The organism is Aeromonas sp. CA23 (assembly GCF_002587065.1).
In the GTDB taxonomy this organism is placed as follows: Bacteria; Pseudomonadota; Gammaproteobacteria; order Enterobacterales; family Aeromonadaceae; genus Aeromonas; species Aeromonas bestiarum.
Window position 1 is genome coordinate 1,690,772 of record NZ_CP023818.1, and the last position, 18,889, is coordinate 1,709,660.

An 18,889-nucleotide genomic window follows, 5' to 3' on the forward strand; every position below is an offset into this window, starting at 1 on the left:
GTCTCTTTTCCAGCGACAGGAACGTCAAGCACGAGGGGGAGTTTTCTCCCCCTCGTGCCTAGCCAAATGCCCTGTGGCTGCTAAAATCCATCCCTCATCTCCGTCGGGAACGAGTGAATGAATGTTCATTCATGTTCTCGGATTTTATGGTCAAACCGAGCCAAGTCAAGCTGGCGGGAGTCTCGTATGTCGCAGCAAGCCTTGCCCCAAACCCGTCACTATTCTGCCGATGATGTAAAAATCATCGATAAATCATCGGGATATAACGGCTTCTTCAAAGTGAACGTCTATCGCCTGCAGCACAGGTTATTTGCGGGAGGCTGGAATGAACCCATAGTGCGCGAGCTGTTCGAGCGCGGCCATGCCGGCGCCCTGCTGCCCTATGATCCTGTGCGCGACCAGATAGTGCTGGTGGAGCAGTTCCGCATTGGCGCCATCGAGACCAGTCCCACTCCCTGGCTGCTGGAGCTGGTGGCCGGCATCATAGATGAAGGGGAAACCGCCGAAGCCGTGGTGCGCCGCGAGGCGGTGGAAGAGGCCGGGATCGAGGTGGGTCGCTGTGAGCATGCCATCAGCTATCTGGTGAGCCCGGGTGGCAGCACGGAGCGGATCGAGGTCTATGTGGGCGAGGTGGATGCCAGCAAGGCCGAGGGGACCCACGGTCTGGCGGAGGAGGGCGAGGATATCCGGGTGCACGTGGTGAGCCGCGAGCAGGCCTATGCCTGGCTCAAAGAGGGACGCATCGACAACGCGGCCTCCGTCATAGCGCTGCAGTGGCTGGCCCTCAATCACGGCGAGCTGCGGGCTCGCTGGCTGGCGGGGCGCTAAGGTGGCGCTCGTTCACACCCAGGCCAAGCGTTATGTGCCTGATTTGATGTCCTTGCAGCGTACCTGCGAGGTGAATTATATGGCCTTGATGAAACTGTTGCCGCCGGGTGGCACAGTCGGGGCCGAGCGCCGTTATCAGGTGGGCAACGGCCTGCAGTTCCAGCTCACCGTCAGCGAGGAGAGCCGCTTCACCAGCCAGGTGATCCTGGCCCAGCACAACCCGGAATTGCCGAGCTACTTGCAGGCTCGCATCGAGATTCGTTTGTATCATGATGTGCGGATGGCGGAAGTGTGTGCGGCGCAACAGATTTCGAGGTTGCAACCACGTTATGATTATCCCAATAAAAAAATGCACCAGCGGGATGAAAAGGAGCAGGTAAATCTGTTCCTGGCCGATTGGCTAAAATTTTGTCTCAGACATGGTACCAGCCTGATAAACATCCTCTAGTTGAACTTATAAAAAGAAGCGTGATTTTGGAAACAGAGCTACCCCAGGCGCAGGACGGCAGTGTGCGCCTGTTACAAATTACCGACACCCACCTCTTCGCGAGTGCCGAGGGGCGGCTATTGGCCGTGCGCACCGCGGAGAGCCTGGCTGCCGTGCTGGAGCGGGTGCAGGCCAACGATCATCCGTTTGATCTGATCCTGGCGACCGGCGATCTGTCGCAGGATCACAGTCCGGAATCCTACCAGCGCTTTGCCAGCATGATGGCCCCGCTGGCACGCCCCATCTACTGGCTGCCCGGCAACCATGACGACGCTCCCCTGATGACCGAATACCTGCATGCGGCCGGCATCAGCGAGGCCAAGCAGCTGGTGGGCGAGCACTGGCAGGTGATAATGCTGGATACCCAGGTACGCGGCAAACCCCACGGCGTGCTCGGCGATCACCAGCTGGCGGCGCTGGACAGCGCACTGCGCCAGCACCCCGAGCGCCATGCCCTCATAGCCCTGCACCATCAGGCGGTGCCTGTGGGTTGCGCCTGGCTGGATCAGCACAATCTCAAGAATGCCGACGACCTGTTCGCCGTGCTGGCCCGTCATCCCCAGCAGAAAACCATCTTGTTTGGCCATGTCCATCAGGAGTTTGACGAGACGCATCGCGGGGTGCGGCTGATTGCCAGTCCCTCCACCTGCATCCAGTTCAAGCCGCTCAGCGATGGTTTCGCGCTGGACGAGTCAGGTCCGGGCTGGCGCTATCTCACCCTGCATCCGGATGGCCGGGTCGCGAGCCAGGTGTGGCGTCTGCCGGTGGGGCAGTTTGTGCCCGACCCCGATGCCACCGGTTATTGAGGAGGCCGCTTCCATGACCTCCGTTTTGCTTTATCTGCACGGTTTCAATTCATCACCCGGCTCGGCCAAGGCGCAGCAGATGGCTGCCTGGGTAGCGGCGCACAGGCCCGACATCGAGGTGATCATCCCGGCCCAGCCCAATACGCCGGCGGCGGCCTGGGCGGCCATAGCGCAGACCATTGAAGCGGCCAGCGCCCGTCACTGTGACCGCCTCAAGCTTGGCGCCGTGGGCAGCTCACTCGGCGGTTTTATGGCAACGAGAGTCAGTGAGTTGTATGGCTGCCGTGCGGCCCTGATCAACCCGGCGGTGCGCCCTCACGAGCTGCTCTGCGACTATCTGGGCCCCCAGACCAATCCCTATACCGACGAGCGCTACGAGCTGCTGCCGGCCCACATGGACGAGCTGAAGGCGCTGGCGGTGCCGGTAACGGCCCCCGAACGGCTCTGGATCCTGCAACAGCAGGAGGATGAGGTGCTCGACTATCGCAAGGCGCTGACCGAATACCGCTTTGCCCGTCTCTCGCTGGAGTGCGGTGGCAATCACGCCTTCACCGGGTTCGAGCGCTACCCGGCCCAGATCATTCGTTTCCTCGGGCTCTAGCCATGCAACCGCCGTTGGCCGCTTTTCTGGAACAGGTGCTGGCCACGGCGCAGGCCGGCCTCACCTACTCCAAAGACCCCTTCGACATCGGCCGTTGCGAGGCACTCAGAGCGGCCACGGTCGCCCTGATTGCCAGTCAGAGCGAGCTGGATCCCGCCGCCATTTCAGCATGGATCGCCCTCGATAGCGGCTATCCCACCCCCAAGCTGGATGTGCGGGCGTTTATTCAAAACGATGACGGCCATATCCTGCTGGTGCAGGAGCGCAGCGACGGCTGCTGGACCCTGCCGGGCGGCTGGTGTGACATAGGTGATTCGCCGGCCGGTGCCGTGGTGCGCGAGGTGGCCGAGGAGACGGGGCTCGCCTGCCGGGCCGTGCAGTTGCTGGCGCTGTTCGACAAGCTCAAACACCCCCATCCGCCCCAGTTGCCCCACGCCCACAAGGCCTTCTTCCTGTGCGAGGTGACGGGGGGCCAACTGCTCACCGAGACCGACGAAACCCGGGGCGCTGCCTACTTCGCCCTCGATGCCCTGCCGCCGCTCTCCCTGCACAGGGTGTTGGTATCCCAGCTGCGTACCCTGCATGCTCATCTGCAGCAGGGGCGGCGCGAGACGCTGTTCGATTGAGACGACAGGGCCCAGTGCCCGGCGGCAAGGAGGCTGCATGATAAAACGCATCGGCAACACCCCCATTGAAGAGAAACACAAGGCCAGCTGTCACTGCGGGGCCGTGGTGCTGGAACTCAGCTTGCCGGATGGGGTGGTGGATCCGCGCCGCTGTGACTGTTCCCTCTGCCGGCGGCGTGGCGCCATCGTCGCCTCGGTGCCGCTCTCGGGCATCCGCATCCTGCAGGGAGAGGCGGTGCTGCGCTGCTACCAGTTCAACACCCGCACCGCGAAGTATTACTTCTGCAGCGTCTGCGGCATCTACACCCATCACCAGCGTCGCTCCAACCCGGCCGAGTATGGCTACAACCTCGCCTGTCTCGAGGGGGTGCATCACCCTGCGGATCGCCCAACCCGTTGAGAACAGGATGACAACCTCGCCTGCCTCTGAAGGATCAACCCGTTCGAGCCGGTGAAGTGCCGCTGCGCGACTGGGTTTACCACCCGGCCGAGTGGTCTGACCGCAAGGGAGCCATCTGCTCCTGTAGCACTGGAAATGGCTGTGTTAACCTTGGCGGGTCTGCTCTGGTGCAGACCCTGGCCGACTTTTTTGCCCTTCTCTGCCAACAGGGAGCACGCTTGTGACGACCCCTTCAGCGCTGCCGGATCTGATACTGGGCGCTTCTCTCTACTTTCCACCCCTGTTCAAGGCCGTGCTGTTCGGTCTGCTTGGCTGGTTGCCTGTGCATCATCTGCTGCGTGACTGGCTCTATGGCGGGGATGTCTGGCATCCCCTGCTGATGGATCTCTCCCTGTTTATCCTCGCCGTCAGTGGCGCTTTCTGGATCCTGTTACATGGCTAAATCACCCCTCGCGACCCTCAAATACTTCTCCACCCTGCTGGTGTGCGTCCTGGCGCTGGCGGCGGGCTGGTGGCTGTGGAACTACTACATGCAGGGTCCCTGGACCCGGGATGGCAAGGTGCGGGCCGAACTGGTCAGCATCACCCCCGAGGTATCGGGCAAGATCATCAAGATAGCGGTCAAGGACAACCAGCAGGTGAAGACGGGAGAGCTGGTCTTCACCCTGGACCCCGAGCCCTACCGGATCGCCCTCGACAACGCCAGCGCGGCGCTCGCCAAGGCCAAATCGGATCTCGACAAGGCCGAGCACGAGGCGACGCGTCGCCGTGGCTTGTCGAATAACGTCATCTCGGCGGAGGCCGGGGACGAGGCACGGCTCAATGCCCAGGCGATGAAGGCGGCCTATCAGGTGGCCCAGGCCAATCTGGAGCAGGCGCAGTGGTCCCTAGCCAAGACCCAGGTGCATGCCGCGAGCGACGGTTACATCACCAACCTGCAGACCCGGGTCGGCAACTATGCCAGCGCCGGGGTGCCGCTGGTGGCACTGGTGGATATCCACTCCTTCTATGTGCAGGGTTATTTCGAAGAGACCAAGCTCAGGCGCATAGCGCCGGGCAAGCCGGCCGAGGTGGTGCTATACAGCGGGGATCAGACCCTGCGCGGCGAGGTGGAAAGCATAGGGCGCGCGATTCACGATCAGAGCGTGGACGGTGGCAGCAGCCTGCTGCTCGACGTCAAACCGAACGTGCCCTGGGTGCGGCTGGCCCAGCGGGTGCCGGTGCGGATCCGCCTGCTGGATGTGCCGCCCGAGCTGGCCCTGATCGCGGGCACCACCTGCACCATCACCATAGGGGAATGAGGTGAGTGCAATCGGGTCGCTCTGGCGCCGGACCCCCTGGGGCAAGGCCAGCGGTGGCCAGTGGCGTTATGCCCTGCGCAACAGCCTGGCCATGTGCCTGTCGCTCTGGCTGGCGTTTGTCTTGCAGCTGGATGCCCCTTACTGGGCCATGACCTCGGCCGCCGTGGTGAGCTTTCCCACCGTCGGCGGGGTCATCAGCAAGAGCCTGGGGCGGGTGGTCGGCAGTCTGATCGGCGCCATGGCGGCCGTGGTGATCACCGGCCTTGGCATCAGCGATCCCTGGTTGTTCAGCTTTCTCATCGCCCTCTGGCTCGGACTCTGCACCTACATCTCCAACCACTATCAGAACAACGTCTCCTACGCCTTTGCCCTGGCGGGCTACACGGCCGCCATCATCGCCTTCTCCTGCGTCAACGTGGTCGATCCGCATCATATCTTCGACATAGCCCAGGCCCGGGTGAGCGAGGTGATCATCGGCATCCTCTGCGGTGGCCTGATGATGATGATCCTGCCCAGCACCTCCGACAGCGAGACCCTGCTGCAATCGCTGCGCAAGAGCCAGAGCCGCCTGCTGGAACATGCCCAGCTGCTCTGGCTGGGGGAGGCCAACCCGGATGTGCGCAGTGCCCACGAGGGGCTGATCGGCCAGATCCTCACCATGAACGTGCTGCGCATTCAGGCGGTGTGGAGCCACCACCGGCTGCGCCGCCACAACAAGCTGCTCAACTTCCTGCTGCACCGCCAGCTGCGGATCATCAGCCTCATCTCCAGCCAGCGCCGCATGCTGCACAACTGGCCGGAGCAACCGGCAGGCATTCAGACGCTGCTGGCCAGCCTGCTGACCGAGCTGGGCAAGCCGGCGTGCGACAAGTATCGCATCGCCCGTCTGCTGGCTCCGTTCGCGCCGACTGCGGGGTGCGATTATCGGCACCGCACCTTCTGGCTGCGGCTGCGTCACTTCTGCTGGAGCTATCTGGAGTGCCAGCGCTGGCTGAGCCGGCTGGAACAGTATGACGATCGGGAGTGGCCGGCCCCGCCGCGACACACCTCGCTCACCAGCCACACCGACAGCTATGAGGCGGCCTACAACGGTGGCCGCACCTTCCTCTGCGTGCTGCTGGGTTGCGCCTTCTGGATCCACAGTCAGTGGGATCTGGGGGGCACGGCGCTGACCATGCTCTCTATCTGCTGCGTGCTCTACTCGGCGACGCCGGCGCCGGTCAAGGGAGTCAACACCATGCTGCAGGCTATTCTGCTGCTGAGCCTGGTCTGTTTCGCGGTCAAGTTCGGCCTGATGATCCGCATCGACGACTTCTGGCAGTTCTGCGCCCTGCTGTTTCCCGTGCTGGTCACCATGCAGATGTTCAAGCTGCAAAAGCCCAGGATGGCGGTGCTGTGGGGTCAGCTCATAGTGCTGCTCGGTTCCTTTCTCTCCATCACCAACCCGCCGAGCTACGACTACTCGTTGTTCATCAATACCAGCATCAGCCAGGTGCTGGGGGTGATGGCGGCCGGGCTGGCGTTCCAGATCCTGCGGCCGAGCTCGGATCGGCGCAAGAGTCGCCGCATCATGCGCATCCTGCGCCACGACTTCATGGATCAGCTGGCGCCCAGGCCACAGCAGAGTGAGAGCCAGTTCGAATCGCGCATCTATCACGGCATCAGCCAGCTCAGCCAGAGCCAGGATCAGACGGCCCGGCTCTGGGTGCTGCGCTGGGGCGTGGTGCTGCTCAACTGCAGCCACATCGTCTGGCAACTGCGCCAGTGGCGGGGCAGGGAGCCGGCACTCTATCTGGTGCGGGACGCCTGCGTGCGCTGTCTTGAGGGGATCCTCACCGAGCAGGGGGTGCAACATGGCTCCCTCCATCAGACCCTGGCCGAGCTGGATCGCATCAGCCTTGGCCTGGCCGATCACCCCGAGCCCTCGGCCCGGGAGCTGGCGGGCCTGGTATGGCGACTCCATTGCTCCCTCTCCCCCCTGTTGCAGGCGCAGCCTTCGTCACTGGCGCCAGCCTGATCCCTCTCGTCCTTGTGGCAGGCGCAGCCTTCGGCCCTGGCGCCCGCCTGATCCCTCTCGTCCTTGTTGCTGGCGAAACCCAAGGCACTGACACCCGCCTGATCCTGCGGGGCCATAGCCTCTCTGGATCACCCTTTGCCACCGCCCTATTTGTCCAAGACCCTCCCAGCGAGTAAGATTCCCTCCAAACGTCAATTCGCAAGGCCCTCCATGTCCACTCAATACAATGCGGATGCCATTGAGGTCCTCAATGGCCTCGAACCGGTGCGTCGCCGCCCCGGCATGTACACAGACACCACCAGGCCCAATCACCTCGGCCAGGAGGTCATCGACAACAGCGTCGATGAGGCGCTGGCGGGCCATGCCCGCACCCTGGAGGTGATCCTGCACGAGGACCAGTCTCTCGAGGTGATCGATGACGGCCGTGGCATGCCGGTCGACATTCACCCGGAAGAGGGCGTTTCCGGTGTGGAGCTGATCCTCTGCAAGCTGCACGCGGGGGGCAAGTTCTCCAACAAGAACTACCAGTTCTCCGGCGGTCTGCACGGGGTGGGCATCTCTGTGGTGAATGCCCTTTCCGATCGGGTCGAGGTGACGGTGCGCCGGGACGGCCAGGTCTATGACATCGCCTTCGAGCGCGGCGACAAGGTGCAGGAGCTGACCATCACAGGCACCTGCGGGCGCCGCAACACCGGCACCCGGGTGCGCTTCTGGCCAGAGGCGCGCTACTTCGACTCGCCGCGCTTCTCGGTCTCCAAGCTCGAGCATCTGCTCAAGGCCAAGGCCGTGCTCTGCCCCGGCCTCACCATCAAGTTCCTCGACAAGAACACCGGCATCAAGCTGGAGTGGTGCTACGAGGATGGCCTCAAGGATTACCTCGTTGATGCGGTCAAGCAGTTCACCTGCCTGCCGGAGCAGCCCTTCGTCGGCGCCTTCAGCACCGAGCAGTCTGCGGTGGACTGGGCCCTGTGCTGGTTGCCGGAGGGGGGTGAGTGCCTCGCCGAATCCTATGTGAACCTGATCCCCACTGCGCTCGGCGGCACCCATGTCAACGGCCTGCGTCAGGGCCTGCTCGACGCCATGCGCGAGTTCTGCGAGTTCCGCAACCTGTTGCCGCGCGGGGTCAAGCTGACTCCAGAAGACATCTGGGATCGCTGCGCCTACATCCTCTCGGTCAAGATGCAGGATCCCCAGTTCGCAGGTCAGACCAAGGAGCGGCTGTCGTCCCGCCAGAGCTCGGCCTTCGTCTCCGGGGTGGTGAAGGATGCCTTCAGCCTCTACCTCAACAGCAACACCGAGCTGGCGGAGCAGATAGCCGAGATCTGCATCAGCAGCGCCCAGCGCCGGATGCGCGCCGCCAAGACGGTGGTGCGCAAGAAGATTACCCAGGGCCCGGCCCTGCCCGGCAAGCTCACCGACTGCAACTGCGCCGACCCCATGCAAGGCGAATTGTTCCTGGTGGAGGGTGACTCCGCGGGCGGCAGCGCCAAGCAGGCGCGGGACCGTGAATTCCAGGCCATCATGCCCCTTCGCGGCAAGATACTGAACACCTGGGAGGTGGAGGCCGGTCAAGTGCTCGCCTCCCAGGAAGTGCACGACATCTCTGTGGCCATAGGCCTGGATCCGGACTCGGAGGATCTCTCCGGCCTGCGCTACGGCAAGGTGTGCATACTCGCGGATGCGGACTCGGACGGTCTGCATATCGCCACCCTGCTGTGCGCTCTCTTTGTTAAGCATTTCAGAACCCTGGTCAACAAGGGCCACGTCTATGTGGCCATGCCGCCGCTCTACCGGATCGACATCGGCAAGGAGGTCTTCTATGCCCTGGACGAGGATGAGAAGAACGGCGTGCTGCAACGGGTCGAGGCCGAGAAGAAGAAGGGCAAGGTGATGGTGACCCGATTCAAGGGCCTGGGTGAGATGAACCCGAAACAGCTGCGGGAAACCACCATGGATCCCAACACCCGCCGGCTGGTGCAGCTCACCATGGGCGAGCTGGAGGAGGGGGACGAGACCCTGCAACTGATGGACATGCTGCTGGCCAAGAAGCGTGCCCCGGATCGCCGCGAGTGGCTTGAGGAGAAGGGCAACCTTGCGATCATCTAAGCCAATGGCCTCTGTCATCAGCCGACCCGACTTTCAGGTGCGCCGCCCAGTGGCGCACCCTAGCAAGAGAACAACCTTATGAGTGATGCTATCGAGCTCAGTCTGGACGGGGTCGAGCGCCAGCCCATGCGCGCCTTCACCGAACAGGCTTACTTGAACTACTCCATGTACGTCATCATGGATCGGGCTTTGCCCCATATCGGCGATGGCCTCAAGCCCGTGCAGCGGCGCATCATCTACGCCATGAGCGAGCTGGGGCTCTCCGCGCTCTCCAAGCACAAGAAGTCGGCCCGTACCGTGGGTGACGTGCTGGGTAAGTACCATCCCCACGGCGACAGCGCCTGTTATGAAGCCATGGTGCTGATGGCCCAGCCCTTCTCCTACCGCTACCCGCTGGTGGACGGTCAGGGCAACTGGGGTGCGCCGGACGATCCCAAATCCTTCGCCGCCATGCGTTACACCGAGGCGCGGCTGTCGCGCTTCTCCGAGCTGCTGCTCTCCGAGCTGGGCCAGGGCACCGTGGAGTGGACGCCGAACTTCGACGGCACCATGAAGGAACCCGTGGTGCTGCCCGCCCGCCTGCCCCACATACTGCTCAACGGGGTGACCGGCATAGCGGTGGGCATGGCGACCGACATCCCGCCCCACAACGCGCGGGAAGTGGCTCTTGCCTGTGCCGAGCTGCTGGACAACCCCAATGCGGGGCTGGATGCGCTGATGGCGCACATTCAGGGGCCGGACTACCCGACCAGCGCCGAGATCATCACGCCCCGCGATGACATCCGCAAAATCTACGAGACCGGCAAGGGCTCCATCAAGCAGCGGGCTGTGTGGAGCGAGGAGGATGGCGACATCGTCATCACGGCGCTGCCCCATCAGGCTTCCGGCGCCAAGATCATGGAGCAGATCGCCGCCCAGATGGTGGCCAAAAAGCTGCCAATGGTCAGTGATCTGCGCGATGAATCGGACCACGAGAACCCGACCCGTCTGGTGATCATTCCCCGCTCCAACCGGGTGGATGTGGAGGGGCTGATGGCCCACCTGTTCGCCACCACGGATCTGGAGAAGAACTATCGCGTCAACCTCAACATACTGGGGCTGGACAACAGACCCCAGGTGAAGACCCTCAAGATGATCCTCGCCGAGTGGATCGTCTTCCGTCGCGAGACGGTGCGTCGCCGCCTGCAATATCGCCTCGACAAGGTGCTGGCTCGCCTGCACATCCTCGAAGGCTTGCTGGTCGCCTATCTCAACATCGACGAGGTGATCGAGATCATCCGCACCGAGGATGAGCCGGGCAAGGTGATGGTGGAGCGCTTCAACATCAGCGAGACCCAGGCCGAGGCCATCCTCGAGCTCAAACTGCGCCATCTGGCCAAGCTCGAAGAGTTCAAGCTGCGCGCCGAGCAGGAAGAGCTGGCGCTGGAGCGCGACAAGCTCGAACTCATTCTGGGCTCCGAGCGTCGCCTCAATACCCTGCTCAAGAAAGAGCTGCTGGCGGATGCCGAGAAGTACGGCGACGATCGCCGCACCCCGCTGGTGGAGCGTGCCACAGCCGTCGCGCTGACCGAGAAAGAGCTGACCCCGAGTGAGCCAGTGACCGTCATCCTGTCGGGCGCGGGCTGGGTACGGGCCGCCAAGGGCCACGACGTGGACGTGGAAGGCCTATCCTACAAGGCGGGGGATGGCTATCTGGCCCACGCCTGCGGGCGCAGCAACCAGCAGGCAGTCTTCCTCTCCAGCCTGGGGCGCACTTATTCGCTTGAGGCGCACACCCTGCCTTCCGCCCGCAGTCAGGGGGAGCCGCTCACCGGTCGCTTCGCCCTGGGGGCGGGGGAAGAGGTACGCCATCTGGTGATGGGCAACGAGGGCGAGCCTTATCTCATCGCGAGTGACGCCGGTTACGGCTTCGTCTGCAAATATGACGACCTGATTGGCAAGAACAAGAACGGCAAGGCGCTGCTGACGGTGCCGGAAGGGGGCCTGGTGATGGCACCCCAGAAGATTGGCTCGCCAGAAACCGATCTCTGCATGGCCATCTCCAACGAGGGGCGCATGCTGCTGTTCCCGCTCAGCACTCTGCCGGTGCTTGGCAAGGGCAAGGGCAACAAGCTGATCAGCATTCCGTCGGCGCGGGTCAAGGCGCGGGAGGAGTTTATGGTGATGGCCGCCATCATACCGCAGGGGCAATATGTCACCCTGTTCGCCGGCAAGCGCAAGCTCACTCTTAAGCCATCTGATCTCGACTACTACCGCGGCGAGCGCGGCCGCCGTGGCGCCAAGCTGCCCCGCGGTTTGCAGCGCGTCGATCGCATCGAGATTGAAGCCGTGGCCGGTGCAGAGCCGGCCGCTGAGGAAAGTCAGGAAGGGTAGTCAACGGATCTATACAAGATGGGAGCGAATTATTCGCTCCCATTTTTTTGTTAAAAATGACTCCTCATGGCGATAGTGGTAGCGTGTCGTCCCAATGTCGATTGGATCAGAAAGGATATCTGATGAGGCTTTTTTTCCGTTATTTTTTACTTTGTGCAATATGTACGTGCAGTGCCTTGTCATCCTTCGTCGTATCGGCTGAATATACAGGGTTTAAGCGTCTCATAGTGACAGATCCTGTAGGCGGAAAGCCGATGGATGCCGTATATTTCTACCCCGGTGTGGCTGCAGAAAACACACCAACTACGATAGGCCCTTATCAAATAGCGGCAAAAAAGGCGCTGGATATAGTACCAGGCCGCTATCCAGTCATAGTTATCTCACATGGCAACGCCGGTAGTTTGTGGAGTCATCATGACCTTGCCACAACTCTGGCTCGGCAGGGCAATATTGTTGTTACCCTCACTCACCCTGGTGACAACTACAAGGATCAGACTGGGGCGGGAGCCATTAGTTCATGGTATGGCCGCCCATTACAAATTTCTGCCGCCATTACAGCAGTAACTAATAATGCAGAGCTAGCTGCATATGTTGATGTAGATAAAATAGCATTTATTGGTTTCTCTGCCGGCGGTGCAACAGGATTGTTGTTAAGAGGAGGGGAAATTGATTCAGGACGCTATGCAAATTATTGTCGTAAATATGAAATGAAAGCTATATGTTCGACCAAAGGGATCATCATCAATGATCATTCTGGTTTAGTTGTGCGCCCCGACTCGAGAATCCAGGCATGGGTTTTTATGGCTCCGGTGAGTATGGCACTGTCTCCCCACTCACTAAAAAGAGTGATTGAACCTACCCTTATTTTTACTGGTGATCAGGATGAAGAGCTTTCTTGGGAGGAAAACTCGAGAGATCTGGCCAAAATGTTGGCTGCAGAAAATGAATTTCAGGTAATACACAATGCCGGTCATTTTGTTTTTCTCTCACCGTGCTCTGCTCAATTAAATAAAATGGCCCCGGCTATTTGTAATGATGCATCAGGAATAAACAGAGAGCATATACATGCGGTAATTAATGGTAAAATTTCTGAATTTCTCAGCCGAGTGTGGCTTAAATTGAAATAACAACGTGTCTGATGGCGAAGCGTAATCAGCGTTCGAAAACGATAGCAGCCGGATTTTGGTATCTTGAGAAGTCAACGCAATCTGTTGAGGCTTTATTGGATTTAGTTACTGATAATTCATAATGTTTTCCCGTATAAAATCAATAAATACGCGTGTTTTAGCCGGTAGATATTGGCGGTTTGCATAAACAGCAAACAACTGCAATGGGGCGGCGGGTAACTCAAGTTCAATTTCGACCAAGCTGCCATCATCAATAAACGCCTGGCAAGATACCTTGGCTAGAATGGCAAATCCGACACCGGCGATCGCGGCTTTGAGCGCCAGCTCACCACTATTGACCCGGTAGTGTTCATTCACCTGAATGGTGGAAAACGTACTGTTTGTACGAGTGAACTGCCAAGGCATGCCTTTCAGGGCGCTAACCGTAGTAATGCAGGGGAGATCTTTTAGCTGCGCCGTGTGGTTGGGAAGCCCACATCGCTGAATAAGAGAAGGGGAGCCAACAACGGTACAGGGAATGGTGGTCAGATGGCTGGCAATATAATCGCTGTCATCCAGCTTGCCTCTGTGAATGATGATTGCCATGTCCAGATCCTCTCTTAAGGATTCAAGTCCGGACAAATTGGTAATACAGCTGATCTTTATTTCGGGATGTTGACAGGCAAAGTCAGCGATGGCTGTACCGAGCAGCCTGGGCCCGGCTTCATTGGGGATACAGATGCGCAGTGGCCCTTTCAGCTGAATCTGTTGTGATGTCAATTCAGCCTCGGTTTGCTCCAGTGATTCCAGCAATGGTTTCACCCTGGTATAGAGCAGTTGCCCCGCCTGGGTGAGCTTCATATGGCGGGTAGTGCGCTCAATCAGTTGAAGGTTCAAGGCTTCTTCCAATTGAGAGATACTGCGGCTCACATTTGACGTGGGGATTTGAAGGGTTTTAGATGCGCCGACAAAACTGCCTTGTTCAACCACGGCAATAAAGATCCTTGATGAAGTAAAGTCCAAGCCTGTGCGCATCGATTATCCCTAATATGATAACAGTCTATGCCATTCTAAAGGATAAAAATAAATGATGGTAGTGGGTATGCTGTCTGCCTCTAAATATTGAGCGCAAACACTATGATGTCAGATCAAAACAAGGTAGGTAAGAAACCTCATTTTAATAGCGCGGTGATGGATGTGGGTAGCGTCTGGCTGGCGGCCTTTATCCAATTGGTGAGTACACTGGACTTTATGATGATTATGCCGCTTGGGCCTGATTTATCTCGTGCACTCGATATCAGCCCAACCTATATAGGATATTTGGGGGGAGGATATGCACTGGCCGCCGCATTATCATCTTTATTATGTGCCAGATACATAGATCGATTTGATAGAAAATACGTTGCACTGATCTCATTGCTGGGCGTCACGCTATCCACCTGGGCGTGCGCTTTAGCATGGAATATGGAAAGTTTGTTCTTTACCCGTTTGCTGGCAGGCATATTTTCCGGTCCGGCAACGTCGATAGCGATGACGATAGTCGTGGATGCCACGCCAGTACCACAACGTGGTCGAGCGATGGCGATAGTGATGGGGGCCTTCTCGTTATCAGCCATTGCCGGTGTCCCGTTGGGACTGGAGCTGGCCATGTTGAAAGGGTGGAGTGCACCTTTTTATGTCGTTGGTGGATTGGGATTGTGCGTCAGCGTGGCGGTATTTATGAGGCTGCCGAATATGACTTCCCACTTGGGGCAAGACCGGAAGGTTTTTTCATCCATTGAAATGTTGAAACGACCTGTAGTGTGGAATGCTTTTATGGCAATCGGGTTGGCAATTTTTAGTACCTTCCTCATTGTTCCGAACATGGCAACCTATTTTCAGTTCAATCTCGGTGTGCCTCGCGGCGATATGAGTCAGTACTATATCATGGGTGGCGTTTTCAGCTTGCTCGCGATGCAGTTGGGTGGCTATTTGATTGACCGTTTTGGCGCAATGCGCATCACTATGTGGGTGGGGGGATTGATTATCGCCATTGTTTGGGATGGTTTCTTGGGTTCCCCCTTGTTGCCGACCATGACCATTTTTACCTTGTTCATGGTAGTGACGTCGACGCGGACGATCACTGCTGCTGCTGTTAATAGTCAGGTCGCAGAGCCCGGGGAACGAGCTGGATTCATGTCATTGCAGAATGTTTTCCAGCATATATTCAGCGGTTCAGCCGCCGTAGTCTCTTCGATGCTGTTGACGGATGTCGATGGTCACCTGGGCAATATGGCTACCGTGGCTTGGTTGACCATAGCCCTGACGATTATTCAACCACTCTTTCTATATCAGTTGCTCAAGCGTTTATATTTGGTGTTCAAAGAACCGAATGTTTGATCAACGATATCTGTAGGCTTGATTCGTGGAGCCTAAACAAGGATTCGCCAACCAAAAACGGGCCATCAATTCCGCCAAATAGAGAGGGCCCCGCCATCCATGATGGCGGGGCCCTCTGTGTTATCGCCCGAGTCGCTGATTCAACCGTTCGCTCTGACAAGGGCCAGTTAAATGGCTGGCCCAAACCCGATCAGACGGGGATGGCAGCGCCTGCCGGGGGCGGGGTGATCTTGGAGGCGATCAGCAGGCGCAGGCGGGGCACCAGCAGCAGCAACACAACGCCGCCCGCGAGGGATCCCCAGCCCAGCATATTGAATACCGAGCCGTAGCCCGGGTTGGTGGCGATCGGAGTGCTGCCGCTGTTTTGCGGCATGGCGGCGGAGACATAGCCCGCCAGCACGGAGGCGACGCCGGTCACCATCATCCAGCAGCCCATCATCAAGCCTTGCAGGCTGGCGGGGGCCAGCTTGCCGATCATGGCGTAGCCGATGGGGGAGATGAGCAGCTCCCCCAGGCTCTGCAGCACATAGCTGATGGCTATCCACTTGAAGGCGACCAGGCCGTCCGCCCCCGCCAGGTGGATGCCGATCGGCAGTACCAGCATCCCCAGCCCCATGCAGAACAGGGAGGCGGCAAACTGGGAGGGGATGTCGATGCGCCAGCCCTGCTCGCGCAGGTGCTTGAACAGCAGCGCCATCAGCGGGCCGCCGATGACGATGACCAGGGTGTTGATGTTCTGGATCCACTGTGGGGCAACCCGCAGCCCGAATACATTGAGGTTGATGTTGTGCTCGGAGAAGAGCATCAGCCCCATGGGTGCCAGCTGGTAGAGCGACCAGAATATCAGCGAGCCCAAGGCGAGGATCATGTAGGCCACCATGCGGCTGCGCTCGGCGGCGTCCGGGTGGCGGGCGGTCATCACGCAGAGCAGCACCAGCACCAGGGCGCCCAGCAACAGCACGAAGCTGCCGCTGAAGCTGGCGTGGGTCAGCAGCAGGCGCAGGGCCGGCACCAGCAGGGCCAGGATGGCGAGGCCGCCGAGCATCCGCAGGTAGAAGCCGCGCCCCTTGATATGGCGCAGGGGGGTGTTGATATCCGCCAGAATGGGCCAGAAGCAGAGGGTGGCGATGATGGCCAGCACGTTGCCCAGGGTGGCGAACAGGAACAGGGTGCGGTAATCCTCGGTCAGCTGGAAGTAGCCCGCCACCGAGAAGCCGATGAAGAAGCCCAGGTTCATGCCGGCGTAGTTCCACAGGAAGGCGCTCTCGCGGCGGTGATCGTCCGGGACGAAGCGTTGGGTCAGCATCATGTTGAGGCAGGTGACGTTGAGGCCACTGCCGGTGAGGAACATGGCGAGCCCCCAGTAGAGACCGCTGACCCCCATCTCGGCGATGAGGTAGCAGCCGATCACCTGCAATACCATACCCATGACGAACAGGTTGCGGTTGCTGAGGTAGCGCCCGCCGAGGTAACCACCAAACAGGTGCAGGCCGTAGTTGAAGGCACCGAAGATCCCCATCATGGCGTTGGCCTGGGATTCGCTGAAGCCCAGCCGCTTGGTGGCGTAGAGCACCAGGGTGGAGTAGAGGACGGCAAAGCCCAGGGTGGCGAAGGTCTGGATAAAGAACAGGGCGCCTGAGCCGGGTGGGACGGCGGCGTGATGAGGGTGTGGTGTCGAAGCGCTCACGGTTTGTCTCCTGTGAGAAGAGAAAATCACAACTCATCCTGAGAGCGTACCGGTCTGCTGCCGGCTAGCCTTTGGCGCTTCCATGCGGGTTTCAAGGCTGGTCTGTCATTTAGCGACCAGCCCGATCAAATTGCCAGATCTTAAATTTAATCTGGCACGATTAATTGCTTTTTATTGATCTATTCCGCCTTTTTATGCGCGCATAGTCGTGGTTTTAGCCTGATTTGCCACGCTGTTGCGGTACGCCTCATGTGATCAGCTCGGCACATTTTGTGCCTATTTTGGCTCTGTAGTGCGATCCATATCCCGTTTTTTTACCCAGTAGCGCCGCTGCAACCCGACGGTCGCGTAGCCGGTCATTTATTCATCTTATGGCGTTGAGTGAATAAATATCGGGGAGGTGCGGGGATGGGCTTAGCGCCAGATATAACAACGCCCGGCGGGCCGGGCGTTGTGGTGCGACTGAGCGGGCGGCGAAAACGCGCCCTAGAAGTCGTGGTAGAGCGGCCAGCCGAGCAGGGGGTGCTTGAGACCGGCCCGCATCTCGACGTTATCGAGCTTCTCCGGCGAGGCGTTCTCTTGTTGCAGCAGCTGGTACTGGCGCACAAAGCCCAGGGTATGCAGCAGGTTGGGCACGAAGCCCGGGCTCAGCTCCTGACGCAGGGCGCTGGCCATGTCGAGGGGCAGCTCGGCGAGTAGGCGTTCAAGCTGGGCGGCCAGATAGTCGGTGTCGTACCAGGCTTCCTGCAGCACTATGTCTCGTGCCAGACGGCGTTTGAGATCCTGCTTCACCTTCAAGGGGGCCGCGCCGCTGCCATTGCCGCAGAGGATGCGATAGAGCAGGGCCTCGGCCAGCTTGTCTTCCATGGTGGGGTGGTCGTTCTCGCAGGCGAAGAAGTGCTGATCGATCAGGCTCATCAGGCGGGCCTTGTTGTGCTCCACCAGCGCCTTCTCGTACTCCTGCCAGCCTTGCCACTCTTCCACGTCCGGCGGGCTGGAGATCTTGTCCAAGAGCCGCGCATCCACGTCGCCATAGAGGCTGTTGCCACCGGGCTGCTTGGCGCTGACCGAGATAAGCATGGACCAGCCCTTCTGGAACGGCTTGATGGGCCCCTCCGGCGCCTGCAGCAGGGCGAGAGCCTTGGCGGTATCTCGTTGCGACAGCTCCAGCAGCCCCAGGCTGACCACGCCGATGACGTCGTGGGCGGCCTGTTCCAGCAGGTGCATCTTGTACTTGTTGTAGTACTTGTCGGCGAACTTCAGGCTCATCAGCACCGCCTTGCCCTTGATCTGGCCAAGCTGCTGATCGCTCAAGTGTTCGCTCTCGCGGCCAAAGCGCAGCACCTGGGTGAGAAAGGGGCCCTGATTGACATCGCGTATGGCTAGTTGCATGACGGGGCTCCTCAATCCAGGAAGCTGAACATGTCGTCGACTTCGGCGTACTCGTCGGAGGCGTCGTTCTTCTCTTTGGCCTGCATCACCAGCTCGCTGGCGAACTTGCTGATGATCCCCTCCCAAGAGGAGTGCTCATTGCGCAGCAGTGCCTTGATGGCTTTCTCCACCTCGGGGGTCAGCTCGCGGATCAGCATCAAGAGGCTGCGCGGGTCATCCAGCGGGTAGTCGTGGGCATTTTCACTCTGCTGGCGGTCGCTGTAGGAGAGTGCCTCTTCCAGATCTTCCTCTTCGGCGTGCAGCGTGTCGTGGAAGCCCTCGTCATCCTCGAAGCGTTCACCGCGATAGAACTCGATGAAGGGGATGGCGAGGTAGAAGAGACCGGCCGGATCCTCGGCGATGCACTCCAGGATCTCCGCCTGCTTGGCATCGCTGTCCTGGGTGCGGATCAGGTAGTTGAGGAAGTCGAAGGTGTGCTGCTGCAGCTCTTCGGCGTTGTTCTTGATCGCCTCTTCCCAGTAGAGGGGCTGCTGGCAGACGATGTCGCGGATCCGCTCCGGGGTCATCAGCTCGGAGATGATGGACGGGAACGACATGTCGTGCTGGCCGTTGATCTGGGTCAGGGTGACGATATCAATCTGTTCAATGACTTCGGCCAACTGGTCGTCGGACATTGTCTTGGCGATCAGTTCGAACTTTTCGCTGGCCTGTTTCGGCTCGATCACGGCCAGCTCTTTGATCTCGATGGCGGTAATTTCTATCAGACTGTGCATGCTTTGC

General features: G+C 59.7%; 17 protein-coding genes. 13 read left to right on the forward strand and 4 right to left on the reverse strand.

The annotated features are described in order from the left end of the window. Positions 1–186 precede the first annotated feature (186 nt). From nudF to CK910_RS08000, 12 genes are all read left to right on the forward strand, one after another. Positions 187–828: an ADP-ribose diphosphatase gene (gene nudF, locus CK910_RS07945; protein WP_172955269.1), complete on the forward strand. Its 642-nt coding sequence runs from the start codon at positions 187–189 to the stop codon at positions 826–828. 46 nt (positions 829–874) lie between these two features. Then, positions 875–1,276 carry a DUF1249 domain-containing protein gene (locus CK910_RS07950; RefSeq protein ID WP_277604418.1) on the forward strand — a complete coding sequence of 134 codons (402 nt, stop codon included), beginning with the start codon at positions 875–877 and terminating at the stop codon, positions 1,274–1,276. A 26-nt stretch (positions 1,277–1,302) separates the two neighbouring features. Further along, positions 1,303–2,121: a 3',5'-cyclic-AMP phosphodiesterase gene (gene cpdA, locus CK910_RS07955; RefSeq protein WP_098982061.1), complete on the forward strand. Its 819-nt coding sequence runs from the start codon at positions 1,303–1,305 to the stop codon at positions 2,119–2,121. 13 nt (positions 2,122–2,134) lie between these two features. Then, positions 2,135–2,722: a YqiA/YcfP family alpha/beta fold hydrolase gene (locus CK910_RS07960; protein ID WP_098982063.1), complete on the forward strand. Its 588-nt coding sequence runs from the start codon at positions 2,135–2,137 to the stop codon at positions 2,720–2,722. A gap of 2 nt (positions 2,723–2,724) precedes the next feature. Next, the gene (locus tag CK910_RS07965) at positions 2,725–3,348 is read left to right on the forward strand and encodes an NUDIX hydrolase (RefSeq protein ID WP_098982066.1); all 624 of its coding nucleotides are present in this window, start codon (positions 2,725–2,727) and stop codon (positions 3,346–3,348) included. A gap of 37 nt (positions 3,349–3,385) precedes the next feature. Further along, on the forward strand, positions 3,386–3,748 hold the full coding sequence (locus CK910_RS07970) for a GFA family protein (RefSeq protein WP_098982068.1): 363 nt from the start codon (positions 3,386–3,388) through the stop codon (positions 3,746–3,748). A 199-nt stretch (positions 3,749–3,947) separates the two neighbouring features. Beyond that, positions 3,948–4,190 carry a DUF1656 domain-containing protein gene (locus CK910_RS07975; RefSeq protein ID WP_043137108.1) on the forward strand — a complete coding sequence of 81 codons (243 nt, stop codon included), beginning with the start codon at positions 3,948–3,950 and terminating at the stop codon, positions 4,188–4,190. Beyond that, entirely contained in the window at positions 4,183–5,049 is an 867-nt protein-coding gene (locus tag CK910_RS07980; RefSeq protein WP_098982071.1) for an efflux RND transporter periplasmic adaptor subunit, read from the forward strand. Before CK910_RS07975 ends, CK910_RS07980 begins: the two co-directional genes overlap by 8 nt. A gap of 1 nt (position 5,050) precedes the next feature. After that, complete coding sequence (locus tag CK910_RS07985) at positions 5,051–7,066, forward strand: FUSC family protein (protein WP_253852841.1); 2,016 nt, start codon at positions 5,051–5,053, stop codon at positions 7,064–7,066. 210 nt (positions 7,067–7,276) lie between these two features. Next, the gene (parE, locus tag CK910_RS07990; RefSeq protein WP_098982074.1) at positions 7,277–9,172 is read left to right on the forward strand and encodes a DNA topoisomerase IV subunit B; all 1,896 of its coding nucleotides are present in this window, start codon (positions 7,277–7,279) and stop codon (positions 9,170–9,172) included. 78 nt (positions 9,173–9,250) lie between these two features. Continuing rightward, positions 9,251–11,545, forward strand: coding sequence for a DNA topoisomerase IV subunit A (gene parC / locus CK910_RS07995; protein ID WP_098982076.1), 2,295 nt, complete (start codon positions 9,251–9,253; stop codon positions 11,543–11,545). Between the two features lie 122 nt (positions 11,546–11,667). Continuing rightward, positions 11,668–12,672, forward strand: coding sequence for an alpha/beta hydrolase family protein (locus CK910_RS08000; RefSeq protein WP_253852843.1), 1,005 nt, complete (start codon positions 11,668–11,670; stop codon positions 12,670–12,672). 105 nt (positions 12,673–12,777) lie between these two features. Here the strand turns inward: CK910_RS08000 and CK910_RS08005 are convergent, their stop codons facing one another. Then, positions 12,778–13,686: a LysR family transcriptional regulator gene (locus tag CK910_RS08005; RefSeq protein ID WP_098982078.1), complete on the reverse strand. Its 909-nt coding sequence runs from the start codon at positions 13,684–13,686 to the stop codon at positions 12,778–12,780. 87 nt (positions 13,687–13,773) lie between these two features. On the opposite strand from CK910_RS08005, the gene CK910_RS08010 reads away from it, so the two are divergent. Further along, positions 13,774–15,030: an MFS transporter gene (locus tag CK910_RS08010; RefSeq protein WP_098982081.1), complete on the forward strand. Its 1,257-nt coding sequence runs from the start codon at positions 13,774–13,776 to the stop codon at positions 15,028–15,030. 190 nt (positions 15,031–15,220) lie between these two features. Here the strand turns inward: CK910_RS08010 and CK910_RS08015 are convergent, their stop codons facing one another. The 3 genes from CK910_RS08015 to atcB form a co-directional block, all read right to left on the reverse strand. Continuing rightward, a complete protein-coding gene (locus tag CK910_RS08015; protein WP_098982083.1) occupies positions 15,221–16,717 on the reverse strand; it encodes a peptide MFS transporter in 1,497 nt (498 codons plus the stop codon). 486 nt (positions 16,718–17,203) lie between these two features. Further along, positions 17,204–18,109: a cold adaptation protein AtcC gene (atcC, locus tag CK910_RS08020; RefSeq protein WP_098982086.1), complete on the reverse strand. Its 906-nt coding sequence runs from the start codon at positions 18,107–18,109 to the stop codon at positions 17,204–17,206. An 11-nt stretch (positions 18,110–18,120) separates the two neighbouring features. After that, positions 18,121–18,882 carry a cold adaptation protein AtcB gene (gene atcB, locus CK910_RS08025; protein WP_098982089.1) on the reverse strand — a complete coding sequence of 254 codons (762 nt, stop codon included), beginning with the start codon at positions 18,880–18,882 and terminating at the stop codon, positions 18,121–18,123. Between the last annotated feature and the right edge of the window lie 7 nt (positions 18,883–18,889).